The organism is Pseudomonas sp. THAF187a, assembly GCF_009363395.1.
Taxonomy (GTDB): domain Bacteria; phylum Pseudomonadota; class Gammaproteobacteria; order Pseudomonadales; family Pseudomonadaceae; genus Aquipseudomonas; species Aquipseudomonas khazarica.
This window is the reverse complement of record NZ_CP045349.1, coordinates 1774892-1790119: the sequence shown is the minus strand read 5'-3', so window position 1 is coordinate 1790119 and position 15228 is coordinate 1774892. Positions and strand designations below refer to the sequence as shown.

Here is a 15228-nt window from a genome sequence, read left to right as displayed (position 1 = left end):
GTGAGGCCGTTTGCCCTGGCGCGCAGTCTTCGCGACAGTGATAAAAAGAAGCCCTCACACTGCCCGGTACTCGAAATGGAATTCACGGAATACGGAACACCTGCTGGCAAACCCGTCGTTTACTTCCATGGGGTGCCCGGCTCACCGTACGAGAGTGCGATCCTCGAGGCACCGGCGCGCGAACTGGGGCTGCGTGTTCTCTGCTTCGATCGCTTCGCCATCGACCGCTCGATAACCGGCACCGACTACTACCGGCAGATCGCCCAGTCGATCGACGAGACCGTGCAGGGCGCGCCGGTCGACTTCATCGCGTTCTCCCTCGGGGCTCATGTCGCACTGGAGGTCAGCGCGCTCATGTCCGGACAGGTTGCTCGGCTGCATCTCGTTGCGGCGGCAGCTCCTCTTGATGCCGGGGATTTCGTCGATGAGATGGCCGGCAAGGCCGTCTTCTCGCTGGCCAGGCACAGCCCGATCTTGTTCCGCTGGCTGGCCAGGTGGCAGGCGCTGCTGGCTAGGCGAGCACCGCACATGCTGTTTCGAATGCTGTTCGCCAGTGCCCGAGGCCAGGACGAAGCGCTGGTGCAATCGCCCGACTTCAGCGTATTCATCCAGCGCGTGCTGCGGCGAGGCTTCGCCTGGGGCGTCACCGGCTACACACGGGATGTTCGGCAGTACCTGCAACCCTGGTCAGCCAATCTCTTCGCCCGCCAGGGAACTGTGTTCCTGTGGCACGGCACGGAGGACAACTGGGCGCCCATCGGCATGGCGGAGTACCTGGCCGAGTGCTTTCCGAAAGGGGCACAGGTCGAGCGCCTGGATGGGCTGTCCCACTATTCCTGCCTGTACGCCGCTGCACCGAGAATCTGTGCGCAACTCGCCCACGAGTGAGGCCGCTGCGAACGAGCAGCCCGTCTTGTGGCCGTCAGATGAACAATGCCGGTCATCCGACCGGCATTGTCTGCTCGCAGGCGGGTGGCCAGGACCGCCAAGCTCCTGGCCAGCGCGCCTGGATCACGTCCTGGATAACCCGGCGCGGTACTCGGTGGTGGTGATTCCGGCATAGCCCCAGTTATCGGTGTCGACTTCCTCGATCACGATGTGAGTGAGCTCGGGCTTCTTGTTCAGAACACGCTCCAGGGTCTCGGTGATTTCCTTGATGACCTGGGCTTTCTGTTCGCGGGTGACGCCATCGCGGGTGATGCGTACGCTGACGAAAGGCATGGTGATGCTCCTGTGGTTGGGGAAGGGATCTGCTGGCGGTGGCACGGCAGTGGCCGCGTCATCCGCCCGTTACCATTTGCCGCTGCTCATGCCGCCATCGACCGGCAGCACCACGCCCGTGGTGAAACTGGCGCCAGCCAGGTACAGCACGGCCTCGGCGATGTCCTCGACCTGCCCGATGCGTCCTGCCGGTTGCAGGCCCTTGAGGAATTCATGAGTCGCCGGATCGTGCATCGGTGTCTCGATGATGCCAGGTGCCACCGCGTTGACCTGGATATTGTGCGGCGACAGCTCCAGCGCCAGTGCGCGGGTGACTTGGTTGAGGCCGCCCTTGATCAGTACCGGCAGCGCGGCGGGCACGTCGATATTGGCCTGCAGCGCAATGGCCGCGGTGATGGTGATGATCTGCCCCTGACGACGCTCGATCATGTGCGCCGCAGCCGCCTGGGAGGCATAGACCACGCCCTTGAGGTTGGTCTCCAGCAGGCTGTCGATATCCTCCGGGCTGTAGTCGAGGAAAGGCTTGGGCAGGAAGAAACCGGCGTTGTTGACCAGCACATCGACCTGGCCGAACGCTTCGATGCCGGCATCGATCAGCTGGCGAGCGGTCTGCGGCCGGGCGATATCGCCTGCCACGCCAACGAAACCGGCGGGGCTGCCCAGTTGCGCCCTGGCCTGCTCCAGCCGCTCGGCGCTGCGCGCGTTGCCCACCACATTGAACCCCTGGGCGAGGAAGGCCTTGGCCAGGCCGAAGCCGATGCCGCTGGAGGCACCGGTGATCACTACCGTTCTGTTGTTGCTCATGTCGCTTCTCCCGCTGAGAAGGCGCCCTGGGCGCCGTTGGGAGAACTATATTTTTGCCATGAAAGCAGATAAATATGACTTCAATAACTTCAGTTGATACACGGTGTAATCAATCATGCCGCGCCAATTCGACGATGTACTGCTTGGCAGCATCGAACTGTTCTGCCTCGCTGCCGAGCTGGGCAGTTTCACCGCAGCAGGGCTGGCCGCGGGCGTGACGCCGGCGGCGGTCAGTCGCTCGATCGGCCGGCTGGAGGAACGCCTGGGCTCCAGACTGTTCTTGCGCACGACCCGCAGCATTCGCCTGACCGAAGGTGGCCGTGGCTACTACGAGCAGTGCCGCCAGGCGTTGACCCAGCTGGTCGAGGCGGAGCGCGCGGTCAGCGGCCAGCAGCAGGAACCCTCGGGGACGCTGCGCATCAGCCTGCCCACCACCTATGGGCACCACCGTATCCTGCCGCTGATGCCGGAGTTTCGCCGCCGCTACCCCAAGGTGCAGGTCGATATCCACCTGGGCAATCGCAACATCGACTTCGTCGCTGAAGGTTACGACCTGGCCATCCGCGTGCGCGCGCAGCCGGATTCGAGCCTCATCGCACGGCCGCTGGAAGACGCCCGCCTGGTGGTGGTGGCCACTCCCGACTACCTGGCACGCGAAGGCGTCCCACAGACGCTGGACGACCTCGAGCGGCACGACTGCATTCAGTTCGAGCTGCCCAGCAGCGGGCGGCGCATCACCTGGCTGTTCAACGATGACGGCGAGCAGCGGGAGGTCGTCAGCGCCGGGGGCTGCACCTGTTCGGACGATGTGCTGGGTGGCGTGACCCTGGCCAAGCACGGCGCCGGGTTGTTCCAGACCTACCGCTTCATCGTCGAACGCGAACTGGCCGAGGGCTCGCTGGTCGAGGTGCTGCAAGCGTTCGCCGGGCGCTCGCGGCCCTTCACCCTGCTCTATCCGAGCGGCAGGCACATGCCGTTGCGTCTGCGCGCCTTCATCGATTTCATCATGGACAAGCAGCGCCAGTGGAGCACCTGAGCCTTGCCCACCTCAGACGGCGCCAGCCTCGGCGCCGAGCGCGGCATGCGTACGCAGTTCCTCGTCGATGAATGCGGCAATCATCGCGCGGTACACCTGCTCGACCACCTCGGCCGAGGCCCCGCGTTCACTGGCGAGCGCCCGCACCTTGGCGATGACCTGCTCGACGCGTGCCGGGGCACGTACATCGGCACTGTCCTTCTTGAACCGCGCCGCCTGCGCGACGAAACCACCGCGCCGGGCGATGAGCTCGACCATGGCGCGGTCGATTTCATCGATACGCTGGCGCACGTCCTCGAGAGAGCTGCATTGCACGTCCATATGATGATGTCCTGTGGTGATTCACGTCGGGGCCATCACGTTAGTGAGCTGACGGCCAGACGTCCAGCGCAACGCCCTGCGACGCGACACCGGCAGCCGGCTTCAGTGGTACTCGATGCGGTTGCGCCCGCCGCGCTTCGCGCAGTACAGGGCGATGTCGCTACGTGACAGGGCGGCCTCGACGTTGCTGTCGTTGGCGGTGAGCGATGAGATACCCACACTGACGGCCAGGAATATCTGCTCGCCGGCATGCAGGATCGGCGTCCTGGCCAGCTCGCTCTGGATGCGGGTGGCGAAATGCGTGGCCTGTTGCTGGTCGGTCTCGCCGAGCACCACGGCGAACTCTTCGCCGCCCAGGCGTCCGGCGGTATCGCTCTTGCGCAGCTGCGCGCCGAGGATGGTGGCGAAGTGGCGCAGTGCCTGGTCGCCGACGTTGTGCCCCCAGCGGTCGTTGATGGTCTTGAAGTAGTCCAGGTCGAACATCAGTATCGCCGCACTCTGGCCCGAACTGCGTTGCAGGCGCGCCAGCTCGATCTCGAGCTGGCGCATGAAGTGACGGCGATTGGCGAGCTGGGTAAGGAAGTCGGTGGTGGCGAATGCCTGCAGCTCGGCCTCGATCTGCTTGCGCTCGGTCACATCGGTCATGAAACCGTGCCAGAGCACGCTGCCGTCGCCCTGGCGACGCGGGCAGGCCTCGACCTCACACCAGACCACCTCGCGCCCCGGTACCTGCACGCGGAATTCGTGGTGCCAGGGCGTCAGCTGTTCGGCGCAGCGCGTGAAGGTGTCCAGGAAGGCGTCCTGATCATCCGGATGGACGACCGTCGTCAGCGCCTGGGCATCCTGCATCAACTGCGTGGCGCTGAGGCCACAGATCGCTTGCGCACCGGCACTGACGTAGGTGAAGGCAGGCTCGCCCTGCAGCGGGCGCAGGAACTGGAAGACCATGCCGGGTATCTCGTTGGTGAGGTCCGTCATCAGCTCGACGGTCTGCTGCACCTGATCGGACAACCGCCGTATGGCGGTGATGTCGGTGGTGGTGCCGATCATCCGCAACGGCTGGCCATCGCTGTCACGCTCGACCACCTTGCCACGGCTGCACACCCACTTGTACTGACCATCCCGGCAGAGCAGCCGGTGCTCCACTTCATAGGCGTCGGTGCGCCGCTCGAGGTGTGCCTGGATGGTCGCACGCACGTAGTCGAGTTCGGACGGATGAACCCGCGTGTAGCTCTCTTCGATGCGGTTGCCGATTTCATGGTCGGCATAGCCCAGCAATGCCTTCCAACTGCTGGAGTAGTGAATCTCGCCGCTGCTGACGTTGCGGTCCCAGATGCCGGTGCCACTGCCGGCGATGGCCAGCGCCATGCGCCGTTCGCTCTCGCGCAGGGCCGCCAGTTCATGCCGTTGCCTGGCGTCCTTCGCCTCCCGCTCCAGCAGATCGAGCGCCAGCCAGGCGAACTCCTGCAGGGCCTGTTCCTGGCTGGCGTCCAGCAGCCGATGGCTCTCATCGAGCAGATAGAGGCAGCCGAGCTGCCCGCCCTGACACGCCAGCAACGGCCAGACCACCAGGATGCGCAGGTGTTTGATCTCAGCGAGTGGACCGGCCTCGCGGGCATCCGCGATCTGCCGTCGTTGCGTATCGCTCAGCCCGGCACTGGCCCAGATACGGCGCGTGCGCCCCTCGCCCGCGACCAGCACGCAGGCCGGTACAGCGAAGTGGGCACAGATCAGGCGGACCATTCCGTCGAACCGCTCGTCATTGGCGCTGGCAGTTGTATTGATCGACCCCAGGGGCTGCATAGGACGTCTGCTTCGCTTGGACCGCACAAGACATTGATAGTGATACGCCATTAGTGCGCTGGCGTCTAATCGTTCGTCAGGCGCCGGCCCGGGGAGCATTCCCGCGCCAGGCACTCGCCAAGTGGTCATGGACGCGGAGCGGTCCCCTGCCCCGAGCAGGAAAGCGCTCTATCTCGGCTATTGCACCAATGCCGGGAGACTCATGGATGGTCGAATGCAAATAATTTGTTATGGTATAACATCTACATTCGCGCACTTCAGCGAACGCACCGAACGGCCCATCCGTGATCGGCCATGCGCACCTCCCTCCCAGAAACGCAGTACTAGGATCCCCGATGAAAACCACCTCGGCCTCCCTCGCCGTTCTGTCGGCGCTGGCATCGACCGACCTCCACGCCGCTCGCCCCAACGACGCCAGCGTTTCCCTTGGCGCCGTCTACGTGACCCCCGAGAAACGGAATGCTCTCGGCACCGAACGCATCCTCACCTCGGTGGACGTGATGGGCAGCGAGCGCATCGAACAACAGAACGTGAGCAACAGCTGGGAACTGCTCGGCCAGATGCCCGGCATCCAGCTGACCGAAACGCGCATGGGCGCCGAGTCTGGCAAGGCAACCTTGCGCGCCTTCAATGGCGAGGGCTACATCAACGGCATCAAGGTGCTGATCGACGGTATCCCGAGCAACGTCAACAGCGGCAATCAGCGCTTCATCGACATGCTGTTCCCGCTCAACATCGACTACATCGAAGTGGTGCGCGGCACCAACGATCCGCGCTACGGCCTGCACAACATCGGTGGCAACATCAACTTCGCCACGCGCCAGGGCGGCAACTACACCGACGGCCGCGTCACCTACGGCAGCTTCGATACCCGGGAGGTGCAACTGGCACTGGGCCGCGAGGAAGGCAACTTCGCGCAGAACTACATCCTCGCCAAACAGGACAGCGAAGGCTTCCGTGACCACAGCCGCTCCAACAAGTACTCGCTGGGAGGCAAGTGGTTCCTCAGCGACGACGCGCAGGCCTTCAGGCTCGGCCTGGTCGCCCGCCTCTATCACCACCAGGCTGAAGAGCCGGGCTTTCTCACCGCCAGCCAACTGGCCGCCAGCCGCACGCAGTCACCGGAGAAGAACGGCAACGACGACAGCGACCGCGACATGAAGCACCTGAGCCTGCATGCCGACATCCGCCTCGCTGACGCACTCGAGCTGAGCAACAAGCTCTACTACAACAGCTACGACGATGACCGCCGGGTAACCTTCAGCGACTACCAGCCCGGCAACGCCCCGCGCCAGCGCCGCCTCTGGAACGAGCGCCAGACAGGCGTGCTGAGCAACCTGACCTGGCGCGCCAATGACCTGCTGACCCTCGACGGCGGCATCAACCACGAGCAGCAGAACAACGAGTACCAGCGCTATCGGTTCAACCATGGCGTGCCCACGAACTTCGATGCCACGCCAGCACGCGTACAGAATGACGAGCGCTACACGCTGTACAACAGCGGTGCCTACGTGCAGGCGATCATCCAGGCCAGCGAGCAGCTGCAGATCATCCCTGCCTACCGGGTGGACCGGTTCTCCGGCAGCAGCGAGATGCCCGGCGGGGTGAAGGCCGAACTGCAGGACTACGGCTGGATTCGCCAGCCCAAGCTGAGCGTCGTCTACAGCCTGAGCGAGGACATCAACCTGTACGCCAACTGGGGGCGCACCTTCCAGATCCTCACGGGCTCGACCAACCCCGCCTACCTGACCGCCGGACAACCGCGCTACAGCCCGTCGATCAACACCGGCAAGGAAATCGGTATCAAGTTCAAGCCATTCGCGGACAGCGAAGCACGCATCGCCGTGTGGCAGCAGGACGCCACCGACGAGGTGGCCAACATGCCGGCAACCGGCACCAACGTCGGCCTCGGGGAAACCCGCCGGCGTGGCGTCGACCTGCAGATCAATGCCTCCCTGACGGATCGCTGGAGCGTCTGGGCATCCCATTCCTATCAGGAAGCCAAGGTGATCAGCGCGTACTCCGGCGGTGAATCGCTGGCCGGCAAGGAGGTGTTCTCCACGCCGCGCTACATCAGCAACCTGGGCACCGACTACCAGTTCGACCACGTCTGGCGCATCGGCCTGCAAGCCCGCGCGCAGGGTGACTACTACATCGACGAACACAACGCCCAGGGCAAGTACGGCGGCTTCGCGGTGCTCGATGCCAGCATCCACTACCAGATCGACGACAGCACCAGCCTCGACCTGCAACTGAAGAACCTGACGGACCGCGAATACGAGTACGTGTGGTTCGACAACTTCTTCTGGGGCGGTGACGACCAGGCGATGTTCTCCCCGGCACCAGGTCGCTCGGCGTACCTGTCGATGAACATCAAGCTGTAGCGCCGCGTGCCGGAATCGCCGATCCGCAGGGTCGGCTTGCCGGCGCCTGCGATACGTGCCACCTCGCACCGCCGCCCGCTGACGGCGTGGGTGATCAGAGATACTTCAGCCAGCGCATGTCCCGCCGCCGCGCCTTGAGCCGGGCGAACCAGCGCGTCGGGGCGAACAGCAGCAGCGCGAGCGCCAGCGTCATGAGCCAGAGCCAGTGCACCGCAGCGAAGCCGAAGTAATGCCCCTGGTTGCTCCCCCAGATCGCCAGGGCCGCGATGTAGAGCAGCTTCAACACGTACAGGTGCAGCAGGTAGAAGAACATCGGCGCACTGCCGAACACGGCCAGCGTGCCCACCATGCGCCCGTCGTTGCGCCGCTCGAAGGCCGCCAGCAGCAACAGACCAAGCCCCAGCGTCAACGCCAGGAACAGCAGTGACGGCGGGTACTTGGTGAGGTTGAACAGACCCATCAGGGTCTGCATGCCCGTCGCCTCGACCGCCCAGGGTTTCTCCCCGTAGCCATTGAGCAGACGCAGCACCACGAACAGCCCCAGCGCGGCGCAGCCGGCGACGCGCAGGTAGCGGCTCCGCTGCTGCGGCGTGCAGGTGCCGCGAAACCACGGACCGATTGCATACCCCAGGGCGATCACCCCGATCCACGGCAGCAGCGGATAGGACGTGCGCAGGCGCACGGAGTCGCCCAGCTGGATCCAGCCACGCTCATGCAGCACCGCCCAGGGAATGTGCAGCGCCGACTGCGGGTCGACATGCAGCCCATCGAGCAGGTTGTGCCCCGCCACCAGCAGCAGCCCCAGGCCCGCCAGCCAGGCCCTGGGCAGCCACAACAGCAGCGCCAGCGCCAGCATGCTCAGGCCGATGGCCCAGATGACCTGCAGGTAGATGACCGCGGGCGGAAACTGGAAGGTCCAGGCGAAATTGACCAGGGTGAACTCCAGCACCAGCAGAAAGAGACCGCGCTTGAACAGGAAGGCACTGGTCGCCGCCCGGCTCATCTGCTTCTCGCCGTATAGAAACGCCGAAAGCCCGGTCAGCAGGATGAACACCGGCGCACACAGGTGCGCCAGGGTGCGGCTGAAGAACAGCGCCGGATCGGTGCTGCTCACGTCCATCGGGTCTGCGACCTGCTGATGCAGGTAAAAGGTTTCGCGAACGTGATCGAGCAGCATGAGGAGGATGACCACGCCGCGCAGGGCGTCGATCGAGTGCAGACGTGAGGAGGACATGGACGGCTTCGGCAGGGGCTGAATGAAACGTAATACTGTAACTTTTCAGCCACTCCCGGTGCCAGCGAAACCGTCAGGCGTGCGCGATCAACGCAGCAGTGCCGGTACCTTGCGCTGCAACAGCTCGATCAGCTCTGGCTGCATGTAGGCATAGTCGTCGGGGATATCCAGGCAGATCACCCGCTTGCCCGCCAGCGCCTGCCGGTACTGGCGCGTCAGCTTGCTGCGGTGGTTCTTCTCCATCACCAGGATCACCGTCGCCCAGTCGAGCTGCTCCGCCGAGACGCGCACCTCGGCGTCGGGAGCCAGCCCGGCCGAATCGGTCTCGATGTCCGGCCAGTCAGCGAATACCCGTTCGGCCGTGGGGCTGCGCAGACGATTGCGGCTGCAGATGAACAAGGCACGGATCACTCGCCGGACACCTGCTCGTAGAGTTCGACCGGTTCCACCTTGCCCTGGCTACCGCAGGCGGCGTGGCCCAGACCGAGGTGACGAAAGCCGGCCTTGAACAGCACGCGCCCGGACTGCGGATTGCGCGCCAGGTGGCTGGCATGCAGACGGCGCAGGCGCAGGTGGCGAAAGGCGAAGTCCACCAGCGCATTGCACGCTTCGCTGGCATAGCCGCGACTCCAGTACGGCACGCCGATCCAGTAGCCTACCTCGGCCTCGCCACGGCTGATGTCCTTCAGCGCCATGCAGCCGACCAGCTTGCCGCTGTCGGCCTCGGTGATGATGAAGTTGGCCGCGGCTCCGCTGGCCCACTCCTCTGCGCAGCGCTCGATCCAGCGTTGCGCCAACTCGGGCGGATAGGGATGGGGAATGCTGCGGGTGACGTCGGCGATACGAAAGTCGCCGGCCAGGCGCTGCACCTCGCTGGCATCCTCGGGTTGTGGCGTGCGCAGCAGCAGGCGCTGGGTTTCGATTCGCGGCTCATCCATTTTGCCACCTCGTCAGGACTGTTCAGGCCGGCACGGGGCCGATGGGGTAGAACTGCCCATCACTCCACACGCCCAGCCAGGGTTCTCCGTCGACCTCGCGCTCGACCGCCAGTTCCACCAGCTGGTAGAACACGTTGCGGTGAATCAGCGCCTCGAGGTTACGCCGTACCAGAATGTAGGGCGAGGGTTCGAGTGTCGCAGGATCGATCTCCACGCGAATAGGGTGCTCGGCGCCGCCAACCACCTCGTCCTCGACGTTGGTGGTGAAGCGCAGGCGCTGCGACTCGCCCTCCCCCTCGACCTGCAGGGTGACGGCCACGAAGGGCGCATCCTCGACCTGGATGCCGACCTTTTCCACCGGCGTGATCAGGAAATAATCGTCGCCATCGCGGCGAATGATGGTGGAGAACAGCCTCACCATCGGCTTGCGGCCGATTGGCGTGCCCAGGTAGTACCAGGTGCCGTCGCGGGCGATGCGCATGTCGATGTCGCCACAGAAGTCCGGGTTCCACAGGTGCACCGGCGGCAGGCCCTTGCCTTCGCCCTTGGGAATCTGCGCCAGCAGGTCACCCGCTTTGCCTGGATCGCTCATGCTCTCTCCTCGTCCGTTTCCGCGAACGATCAAGGATACACCCTGGGGCCGGCTTTGACCTCGAAGGCCTGCGGCTGACTGGCAGGGCGCGCCCGGCGCCCCGTGCAACGGATCAGCGGCCGAGACCGATCAGGCTGCGCGCATAGTCGTGCAGCGGCGGGCCGATCAGGTCCTGGGGCTGGGCGTCATAGAACGTCAGGAAACCGCCACGACTGCGGATGCGCGCGGTGTCCACCAGGTAGCGGGTGTTGGTCTCGATCAGCATCAGCTGGATCGACGCGCGGTCGGTGCCGAGGCGATCCAGCGCCTCCTGATCCGTCCATTCATCCTCGTTGCCGATGCGGTCGTCGCTGTAGGCGAAACGGCTGTAGAGCAGGTAATGGGCGCCTGCCGCACGGGCCTCGGCCATGGCCTCTTCCAGGCCCAGCGGCTGTTTGGCGCGACGCACCAGCGGGAAGTATTCGACGAAGCCCTTGAAGGCCTCCTCCGCCACCACGTTGGGACGCGGATAGCCATGTCCCGGCGGCACGAAATGGCCCTGGGCGATGTAGATGAAGGAGTCCTGCTGCAGGCGCCGCGAGGCCATGCGCTCGGTGCGGCCGTGGTCGAGAACGCCGGCATCGCGCAGGTGGTACTCGGCACCATCGGCCAGGTCACTCACCTTCATGCAGCCAGCCAGGCCCAGCAGCGCCACCAGTAGAAACAGGTTACGCATGAATCGATCCTCCTCATGCCGGTGACGGAAAACCGGCGGATGAGGCATAGATGCAGATTCTGCGCCAGGCTGTTCAAAGCCCCCGCTGCCACTCCTGGCGCAAGTTCGCCTGCTGCGGTTGCTCGATGGCGCTGCGCACCTGGGCCAGCAGGCGCGCCTTGTCACGACCGAGGTTGCCCTTGAGCACCAGGTAGTTGGAGGCATGATCACTGCGAAACACCGTGTGCTGCAGCTCGAGCCCGGCGAGCAGACGCTCGACCTCACCGAACAGCTGTAACTGGCTCAGCGGGCGGTAATCGGCGAACTGCTCACGAAAGCGCGCCTCGCCCATGGGAAAGCTGACCACCAGGGTGGACAGGTATTCGGGCTGCGCCTCGTTCATCAGTCGCGCCGAATTGTCTGCGTGCTGATCGCTGAGCGCCTGGCCGCCGAGCCCGTTGAGAATCATCACCGAGCGGGTGATGCCGGCCTGGCCGAGCTTGTCCAGCGCGCTGAGGCTGGAGTCGAAGGTTTCCCCCTTGTTGACCCGCGCCAGCACCTCGTCATCGCCGGACTCGCAGCCGACATAGGCCATCTTCAGGCCGGCATCGGCCAGCTCCTTGAGTTCCTCGACCGATTTCTTGCGCAGGTTGCGCGGCAGGCAGTAGCTGGAAACCCGGCGCACCTCAGGCATGTGCTCGCGGATGGCCTGCAGAATGGCCAGCAGGCGCCTGGTCGGCAGCACCAGGGCGTCGCCATCGGCGAGGAACACCCGGTTGACGATCAACTGCTCGCCTGCGCGACGGATCTCCTCCAGCACCTGTGCCTCGTCCCGCGCGCGGAATTTCTTCTGCGCGGCGGTGTACATCTCGCAGAAGGTGCACTGGTTCCAGGAGCAGCCGTTGGTGACCGGCAGGATCAGTGACTGCGCCTCGCTCGGCGGACGGAAAACCGGCTCGATGTAATCGATGGAGAAACGGGCAGACATTCGCGGCACACTCGCAAAGGGAAAGCCCGCACAGTCTATATGGCTGCGGCGTGACTGCCGAGCCACGCCGCGCGCAGCGCTTCAGCGGCTGCGGCGTGTCAGCCGCCGATGATCTTCATCACCGTGACGCCACCGGAGAACGCCAGGTCCTGCTTGTCGCCCAGCGCCTTGACCAGCAGCCGCTGCAAGGCCGGCAAGGCCTGGTGACGCGGCTTGTCCAGCAGATCACCGACGAAGTGGCGGTTGCTCGACGACAGGCAGCCGTGCAACCAGCCGGTGGACGACAGGCGCAGGCGCGAGCAGGTCCGGCAGAACGGCACGCTTTCGTTGGCGATCACCCCGAAATGACCGGCGCCAGGAATGGCATAGCGCATCGCGGTGGCATCCACCGGCGCACTGGCCTGCACGTACTGGTGGCGGCCGCCGATCAGCTCGAGCAATTCGGGCAGCCCCACGAACTGCTGGTTGAAGGCATTGGGGTCGCGCGCCAGGTGGCCCATGCGCATCAGTTCGATGAAACGCAGCTCGAAACCTCGCTCCAGGCAGTACTCCAGCAACGGCAGCACCTGATCGAGATTCTGTCCGCGCAGCGGCACCATGTTGACCTTGATCTTCATCCCGGCCTCACGCGCCGCTTCCATGCCGGCGAGCACCGTGGCCAGGTCGCCACCCCGGGCGATACCACGGAACGCATCGGCATCCAGGGTATCGAGCGAGACGTTGAGACGACGAATGCCGCACTCGACCAGCAGCGGCAGCTTGCGCTCCAGCAACTGGCCATTGGTGGTCAGGCTGATGTCGTCGAGGCCGAACTGGCTGACCTGACGCAGGAAGGGCTCCAGGCGCGTGCTGACCAGCGGCTCACCACCGGTGATACGCAGGCGCTCGATGCCGGCGGCTTCGATCAGGTAAGCCACGCCACGCGCCATGGCGTCGGCAGAGAGTTCATCCTGTGCGGCGACCAGGCGCTTGCCGTTCGGCACGCAGTAGGTGCAGGCATAGTTGCAGGCGGCGGTCAGGCTGACGCGGAGGTTGCGGAAGCGTCTGCCCTGGCGATCGACGATCATGGAGAACTCCAGTGGAGGAATGGGCTGGAGTATATCGCCATGTCGGCCACGGGACATTCCCATGGCCGACATGCAAGGGTCAGGCGTCGCGCTTGCGCTTGTTGCCCATGCGCACGCCGATGTCCATGAGGAACTGGAAGAAGCCTTCCTGATCTTCGAGCACGTTGCTCCAGAACGGCGAGTGATACAGCGCCACGGCGCCGTGCACCAGCGCCCAGGCGGCGCAGTAATGGAAGTACGGCGGCACGTCTTCCAGCTTGCCTTCGGCGATGCGGCCCTTGATCAGCTGGGTCAGGCGCTCGAAGTTGGAAGCACGGATCTTGTGCAGCTGCTCGACCATGTCCGGCACCTGGTTGCCCTTGACCACCTTCTCTTCCAGGCGGTCGAACAACCGGTAGCGCTGCGGATCACGCATGCGAAACTCGAAGTAGGCACGCGACAACGCTTCCTTGTCGCGATCGACATCGGCCGAATGCAGCAGCTCGTTGAGATCACGCTCGTAGTCGAGCATCAGGCGCAGGTAGATCTCCGCCTTGGACTTGAAGTGCTTGTAGATAGTGCCTTTGCCGATACCGACCGCGTCAGCGATCATCTCGACGGTAACGCTGTCTTCACCTTGCTCGAGGAAGAGTTTCAGCGCGGTATCGAGAATTTCTTGTTCGCGGCGACGGAATTCGCGGACCTTACGGGGTTCTTTCTGCATAAAGGGACTACGGGGTCAAAAATCGAAGCGGCCTATTATGCCCAAATGTAGCCAAATTGCACGGATCATCCGACCATGTACGTGTTTCATGATGAGTTTCCCCAGGAAGAAGGGCTGCGTTATCTCAACCATGCGGCGGTCGCACCCTGGCCGAAACGCAGTGCTGAAGCGGTTCGGCGGTTCTCGGAAGCGAACGTGGCCCACGGCGCGCGTGACTATTCCGACTGGCTGAAAGTCGAGCGTAGTCTGCGCGAACGCCTGGTGCGTCTGATGAACGCACCGAGCACAGGCGATATAGCCCTGGTCAAGAACACCTCCGAGGCGCTGTCCTTCGTCGCCTTCGGGCTGGATTGGCGCGCAGGCGATCAGGTGATCATCAGCGACGAGGAGTTTCCCTCCAACCGCATCGTCTGGCTCGCCCTGGCCTCCCGGGGCGTCGAGGTGATCGAGGTCGGCCTGAGCGGAGGCGACCCGGAAGGCGCCCTGCTCGCGGCCATCGGCCCGCGCACCCGCCTGCTCTCGGTCAGCGCGGTGCAGTTCGCCAGCGGCCTGCGCCTGGACCTGCCACGCCTGGGCCAGGGCTGCCGCCAGCACGGCGTGCTGTTCAGCATCGATGCCATCCAGCAGCTCGGCGCCCTGCCCTTCGACGTGCAGGCCTACGACTGCGATTTCGCCATGGCCGACGGGCACAAGTGGATGCTCGGCCCCGAAGGCCTGGGCGTGTTCTATTGCCGCACGGCGGTACGTGATCGCCTGCAGCTGCACGAGTACGGCTGGCACATGCTGGAACACGCCGGCGACTACACCCGCCAGGATTGGCAGCCGGCGCGCAGTGCCCGGCGCTTCGAATGCGGCAGCCCGAACATGCTCGGCACCTTCGCCCTCGACGCGAGCCTGTCGCTGCTCGAGGCGGTCGGTATGCTACGGGTCGGCGAATGCCTGGAACAACGCGTGCAGCAGTTGAGCGAGGGCATTGCCAGACTGCCGGGCGCCACGCTGCACAGCCCGCTCGCGGCACAACGCCGGGCCGGCATCCTCAACTTCAGCCTGGCCGGTTGGGACAATGCGGCGTTACATCAGCGCCTGCGCGAGGATCAGATGATCTGCGCGCAACGCGGGCTCGGCGTGCGCCTGTCGCCGCATTTCTACACCTCGCAGCGGGTCATCGAGGAGACGCTGAACCTGCTGGCCCAGCTGGCAAAAGGGTGAGGACTCAGCAGCGCCCGGGGTATTCCAAATCTGTTTAAAAAACACACGATTTGCTCTGGACGCCCGGCCAGCATGGCCAATACTGAAAGTTACTGACGCGCGGCATCTCCCCCCAAGTGCCCCGTCAGCCGAGGTACCGTGGACCGCGTACCTTGATTTACTCCTAATGGTCTTGACCCGGATTCATCCCCCAGAGTCCGGGTTTTTTTTGTCTGCCGTGCGGCCGCCGCGCAG

16 protein-coding genes are annotated in these 15228 nt (G+C 64.6%); 4 read left to right on the top strand and 12 right to left on the bottom strand.

Going from position 1 to position 15228, the window contains the following annotated elements; translation table 11 throughout:
• The first annotated feature begins 75 nt into the window (after positions 1-75).
• Positions 76-888 carry an alpha/beta fold hydrolase gene (locus tag FIV02_RS08385; protein WP_152488347.1) on the top strand — a complete coding sequence of 271 codons (813 nt, stop codon included), beginning with the start codon at positions 76-78 and terminating at the stop codon, positions 886-888.
• Between the two features lie 123 nt (positions 889-1011).
• Here the strand turns inward: FIV02_RS08385 and FIV02_RS08380 are convergent, their stop codons facing one another.
• Both FIV02_RS08380 and FIV02_RS08375 read right to left on the bottom strand, forming a co-directional pair.
• The gene (locus FIV02_RS08380; protein ID WP_037048481.1) at positions 1012-1221 is read right to left on the bottom strand and encodes a 4-oxalocrotonate tautomerase family protein; all 210 of its coding nucleotides are present in this window, start codon (positions 1219-1221) and stop codon (positions 1012-1014) included.
• 69 nt (positions 1222-1290) lie between these two features.
• Complete coding sequence (locus FIV02_RS08375; RefSeq protein WP_152488346.1) at positions 1291-2025, bottom strand: SDR family NAD(P)-dependent oxidoreductase; 735 nt, start codon at positions 2023-2025, stop codon at positions 1291-1293.
• A gap of 115 nt (positions 2026-2140) precedes the next feature.
• Between FIV02_RS08375 and FIV02_RS08370 the strand changes: the two genes are divergently transcribed.
• Positions 2141-3061: a LysR family transcriptional regulator gene (locus tag FIV02_RS08370; RefSeq protein ID WP_152488345.1), complete on the top strand. Its 921-nt coding sequence runs from the start codon at positions 2141-2143 to the stop codon at positions 3059-3061.
• 12 nt (positions 3062-3073) lie between these two features.
• Here FIV02_RS08370 and FIV02_RS08365 read toward each other — a convergent pair whose 3' ends face one another.
• A complete protein-coding gene (locus FIV02_RS08365) occupies positions 3074-3382 on the bottom strand; it encodes a chorismate mutase (RefSeq protein ID WP_037048490.1) in 309 nt (102 codons plus the stop codon).
• Between the two features lie 102 nt (positions 3383-3484).
• Entirely contained in the window at positions 3485-5185 is a 1701-nt protein-coding gene (locus FIV02_RS08360) for a sensor domain-containing diguanylate cyclase (protein WP_152488344.1), read from the bottom strand.
• 335 nt (positions 5186-5520) lie between these two features.
• On the opposite strand from FIV02_RS08360, the gene FIV02_RS08355 reads away from it, so the two are divergent.
• Positions 5521-7569, top strand: a complete 2049-nt coding sequence (locus tag FIV02_RS08355) for a TonB-dependent receptor (protein ID WP_152488343.1) — start codon at positions 5521-5523, stop codon at positions 7567-7569.
• A 94-nt stretch (positions 7570-7663) separates the two neighbouring features.
• Here FIV02_RS08355 and FIV02_RS08350 read toward each other — a convergent pair whose 3' ends face one another.
• From FIV02_RS08350 to FIV02_RS08315, 8 genes are all read right to left on the bottom strand, one after another.
• The gene (locus FIV02_RS08350) at positions 7664-8803 is read right to left on the bottom strand and encodes a DUF1624 domain-containing protein (protein ID WP_152488342.1); all 1140 of its coding nucleotides are present in this window, start codon (positions 8801-8803) and stop codon (positions 7664-7666) included.
• A gap of 87 nt (positions 8804-8890) precedes the next feature.
• Positions 8891-9214 carry a low molecular weight protein tyrosine phosphatase family protein gene (locus FIV02_RS08345; protein WP_134676215.1) on the bottom strand — a complete coding sequence of 108 codons (324 nt, stop codon included), beginning with the start codon at positions 9212-9214 and terminating at the stop codon, positions 8891-8893.
• Positions 9211-9741, bottom strand: a complete 531-nt coding sequence (locus tag FIV02_RS08340; protein WP_152488341.1) for a GNAT family N-acetyltransferase — start codon at positions 9739-9741, stop codon at positions 9211-9213. The genes FIV02_RS08345 and FIV02_RS08340 overlap by 4 nt, the downstream gene beginning before the upstream one ends.
• A 22-nt stretch (positions 9742-9763) precedes the next feature.
• A complete protein-coding gene (locus tag FIV02_RS08335; RefSeq protein WP_134676217.1) occupies positions 9764-10333 on the bottom strand; it encodes a DUF1285 domain-containing protein in 570 nt (189 codons plus the stop codon).
• A gap of 112 nt (positions 10334-10445) precedes the next feature.
• The gene (locus FIV02_RS08330) at positions 10446-11048 is read right to left on the bottom strand and encodes a DUF4823 domain-containing protein (protein ID WP_152488340.1); all 603 of its coding nucleotides are present in this window, start codon (positions 11046-11048) and stop codon (positions 10446-10448) included.
• A gap of 73 nt (positions 11049-11121) precedes the next feature.
• Positions 11122-12015 (bottom strand): radical SAM protein, encoded by an 894-nt coding sequence (locus tag FIV02_RS08325; RefSeq protein ID WP_152488339.1) that lies wholly within the window; start codon positions 12013-12015, stop codon positions 11122-11124.
• Positions 12016-12113: 98 nt separating this feature from the next.
• The gene (locus FIV02_RS08320; protein ID WP_047591247.1) at positions 12114-13082 is read right to left on the bottom strand and encodes a GTP 3',8-cyclase MoaA; all 969 of its coding nucleotides are present in this window, start codon (positions 13080-13082) and stop codon (positions 12114-12116) included.
• 79 nt (positions 13083-13161) lie between these two features.
• Complete coding sequence (locus tag FIV02_RS08315) at positions 13162-13785, bottom strand: TetR/AcrR family transcriptional regulator (protein ID WP_037048515.1); 624 nt, start codon at positions 13783-13785, stop codon at positions 13162-13164.
• Positions 13786-13860: 75 nt separating this feature from the next.
• Here FIV02_RS08315 and FIV02_RS08310 point away from each other — a divergent pair, with 75 nt between their 5' ends.
• The gene (locus tag FIV02_RS08310) at positions 13861-14994 is read left to right on the top strand and encodes an aminotransferase class V-fold PLP-dependent enzyme (RefSeq protein WP_152488338.1); all 1134 of its coding nucleotides are present in this window, start codon (positions 13861-13863) and stop codon (positions 14992-14994) included.
• The last annotated feature ends 234 nt before the right edge of the window (positions 14995-15228 follow it).

Coding starts and splice junctions, on each gene's coding strand:
- FIV02_RS08310 (WP_152488338.1), top strand. CDS start 13,861: ATGTACGTGTTTCATGATGAGTTTCCCCAGGAAGAAGGGCTGCGTTAT.
- FIV02_RS08350 (WP_152488342.1), bottom strand. CDS start 8,803: ATGTCCTCCTCACGTCTGCACTCGATCGACGCCCTGCGCGGCGTGGTC.
- FIV02_RS08380 (WP_037048481.1), bottom strand. CDS start 1,221: ATGCCTTTCGTCAGCGTACGCATCACCCGCGATGGCGTCACCCGCGAA.
- FIV02_RS08365 (WP_037048490.1), bottom strand. CDS start 3,382: ATGGACGTGCAATGCAGCTCTCTCGAGGACGTGCGCCAGCGTATCGAT.
- FIV02_RS08315 (WP_037048515.1), bottom strand. CDS start 13,785: ATGCAGAAAGAACCCCGTAAGGTCCGCGAATTCCGTCGCCGCGAACAA.
- FIV02_RS08320 (WP_047591247.1), bottom strand. CDS start 13,082: ATGATCGTCGATCGCCAGGGCAGACGCTTCCGCAACCTCCGCGTCAGC.
- FIV02_RS08360 (WP_152488344.1), bottom strand. CDS start 5,185: ATGCAGCCCCTGGGGTCGATCAATACAACTGCCAGCGCCAATGACGAG.
- FIV02_RS08375 (WP_152488346.1), bottom strand. CDS start 2,025: ATGAGCAACAACAGAACGGTAGTGATCACCGGTGCCTCCAGCGGCATC.
- FIV02_RS08330 (WP_152488340.1), bottom strand. CDS start 11,048: ATGCGTAACCTGTTTCTACTGGTGGCGCTGCTGGGCCTGGCTGGCTGC.
- FIV02_RS08385 (WP_152488347.1), top strand. CDS start 76: ATGGAATTCACGGAATACGGAACACCTGCTGGCAAACCCGTCGTTTAC.
- FIV02_RS08355 (WP_152488343.1), top strand. CDS start 5,521: ATGAAAACCACCTCGGCCTCCCTCGCCGTTCTGTCGGCGCTGGCATCG.
- FIV02_RS08370 (WP_152488345.1), top strand. CDS start 2,141: ATGCCGCGCCAATTCGACGATGTACTGCTTGGCAGCATCGAACTGTTC.
- FIV02_RS08335 (WP_134676217.1), bottom strand. CDS start 10,333: ATGAGCGATCCAGGCAAAGCGGGTGACCTGCTGGCGCAGATTCCCAAG.
- FIV02_RS08325 (WP_152488339.1), bottom strand. CDS start 12,015: ATGTCTGCCCGTTTCTCCATCGATTACATCGAGCCGGTTTTCCGTCCG.
- FIV02_RS08340 (WP_152488341.1), bottom strand. CDS start 9,741: ATGGATGAGCCGCGAATCGAAACCCAGCGCCTGCTGCTGCGCACGCCA.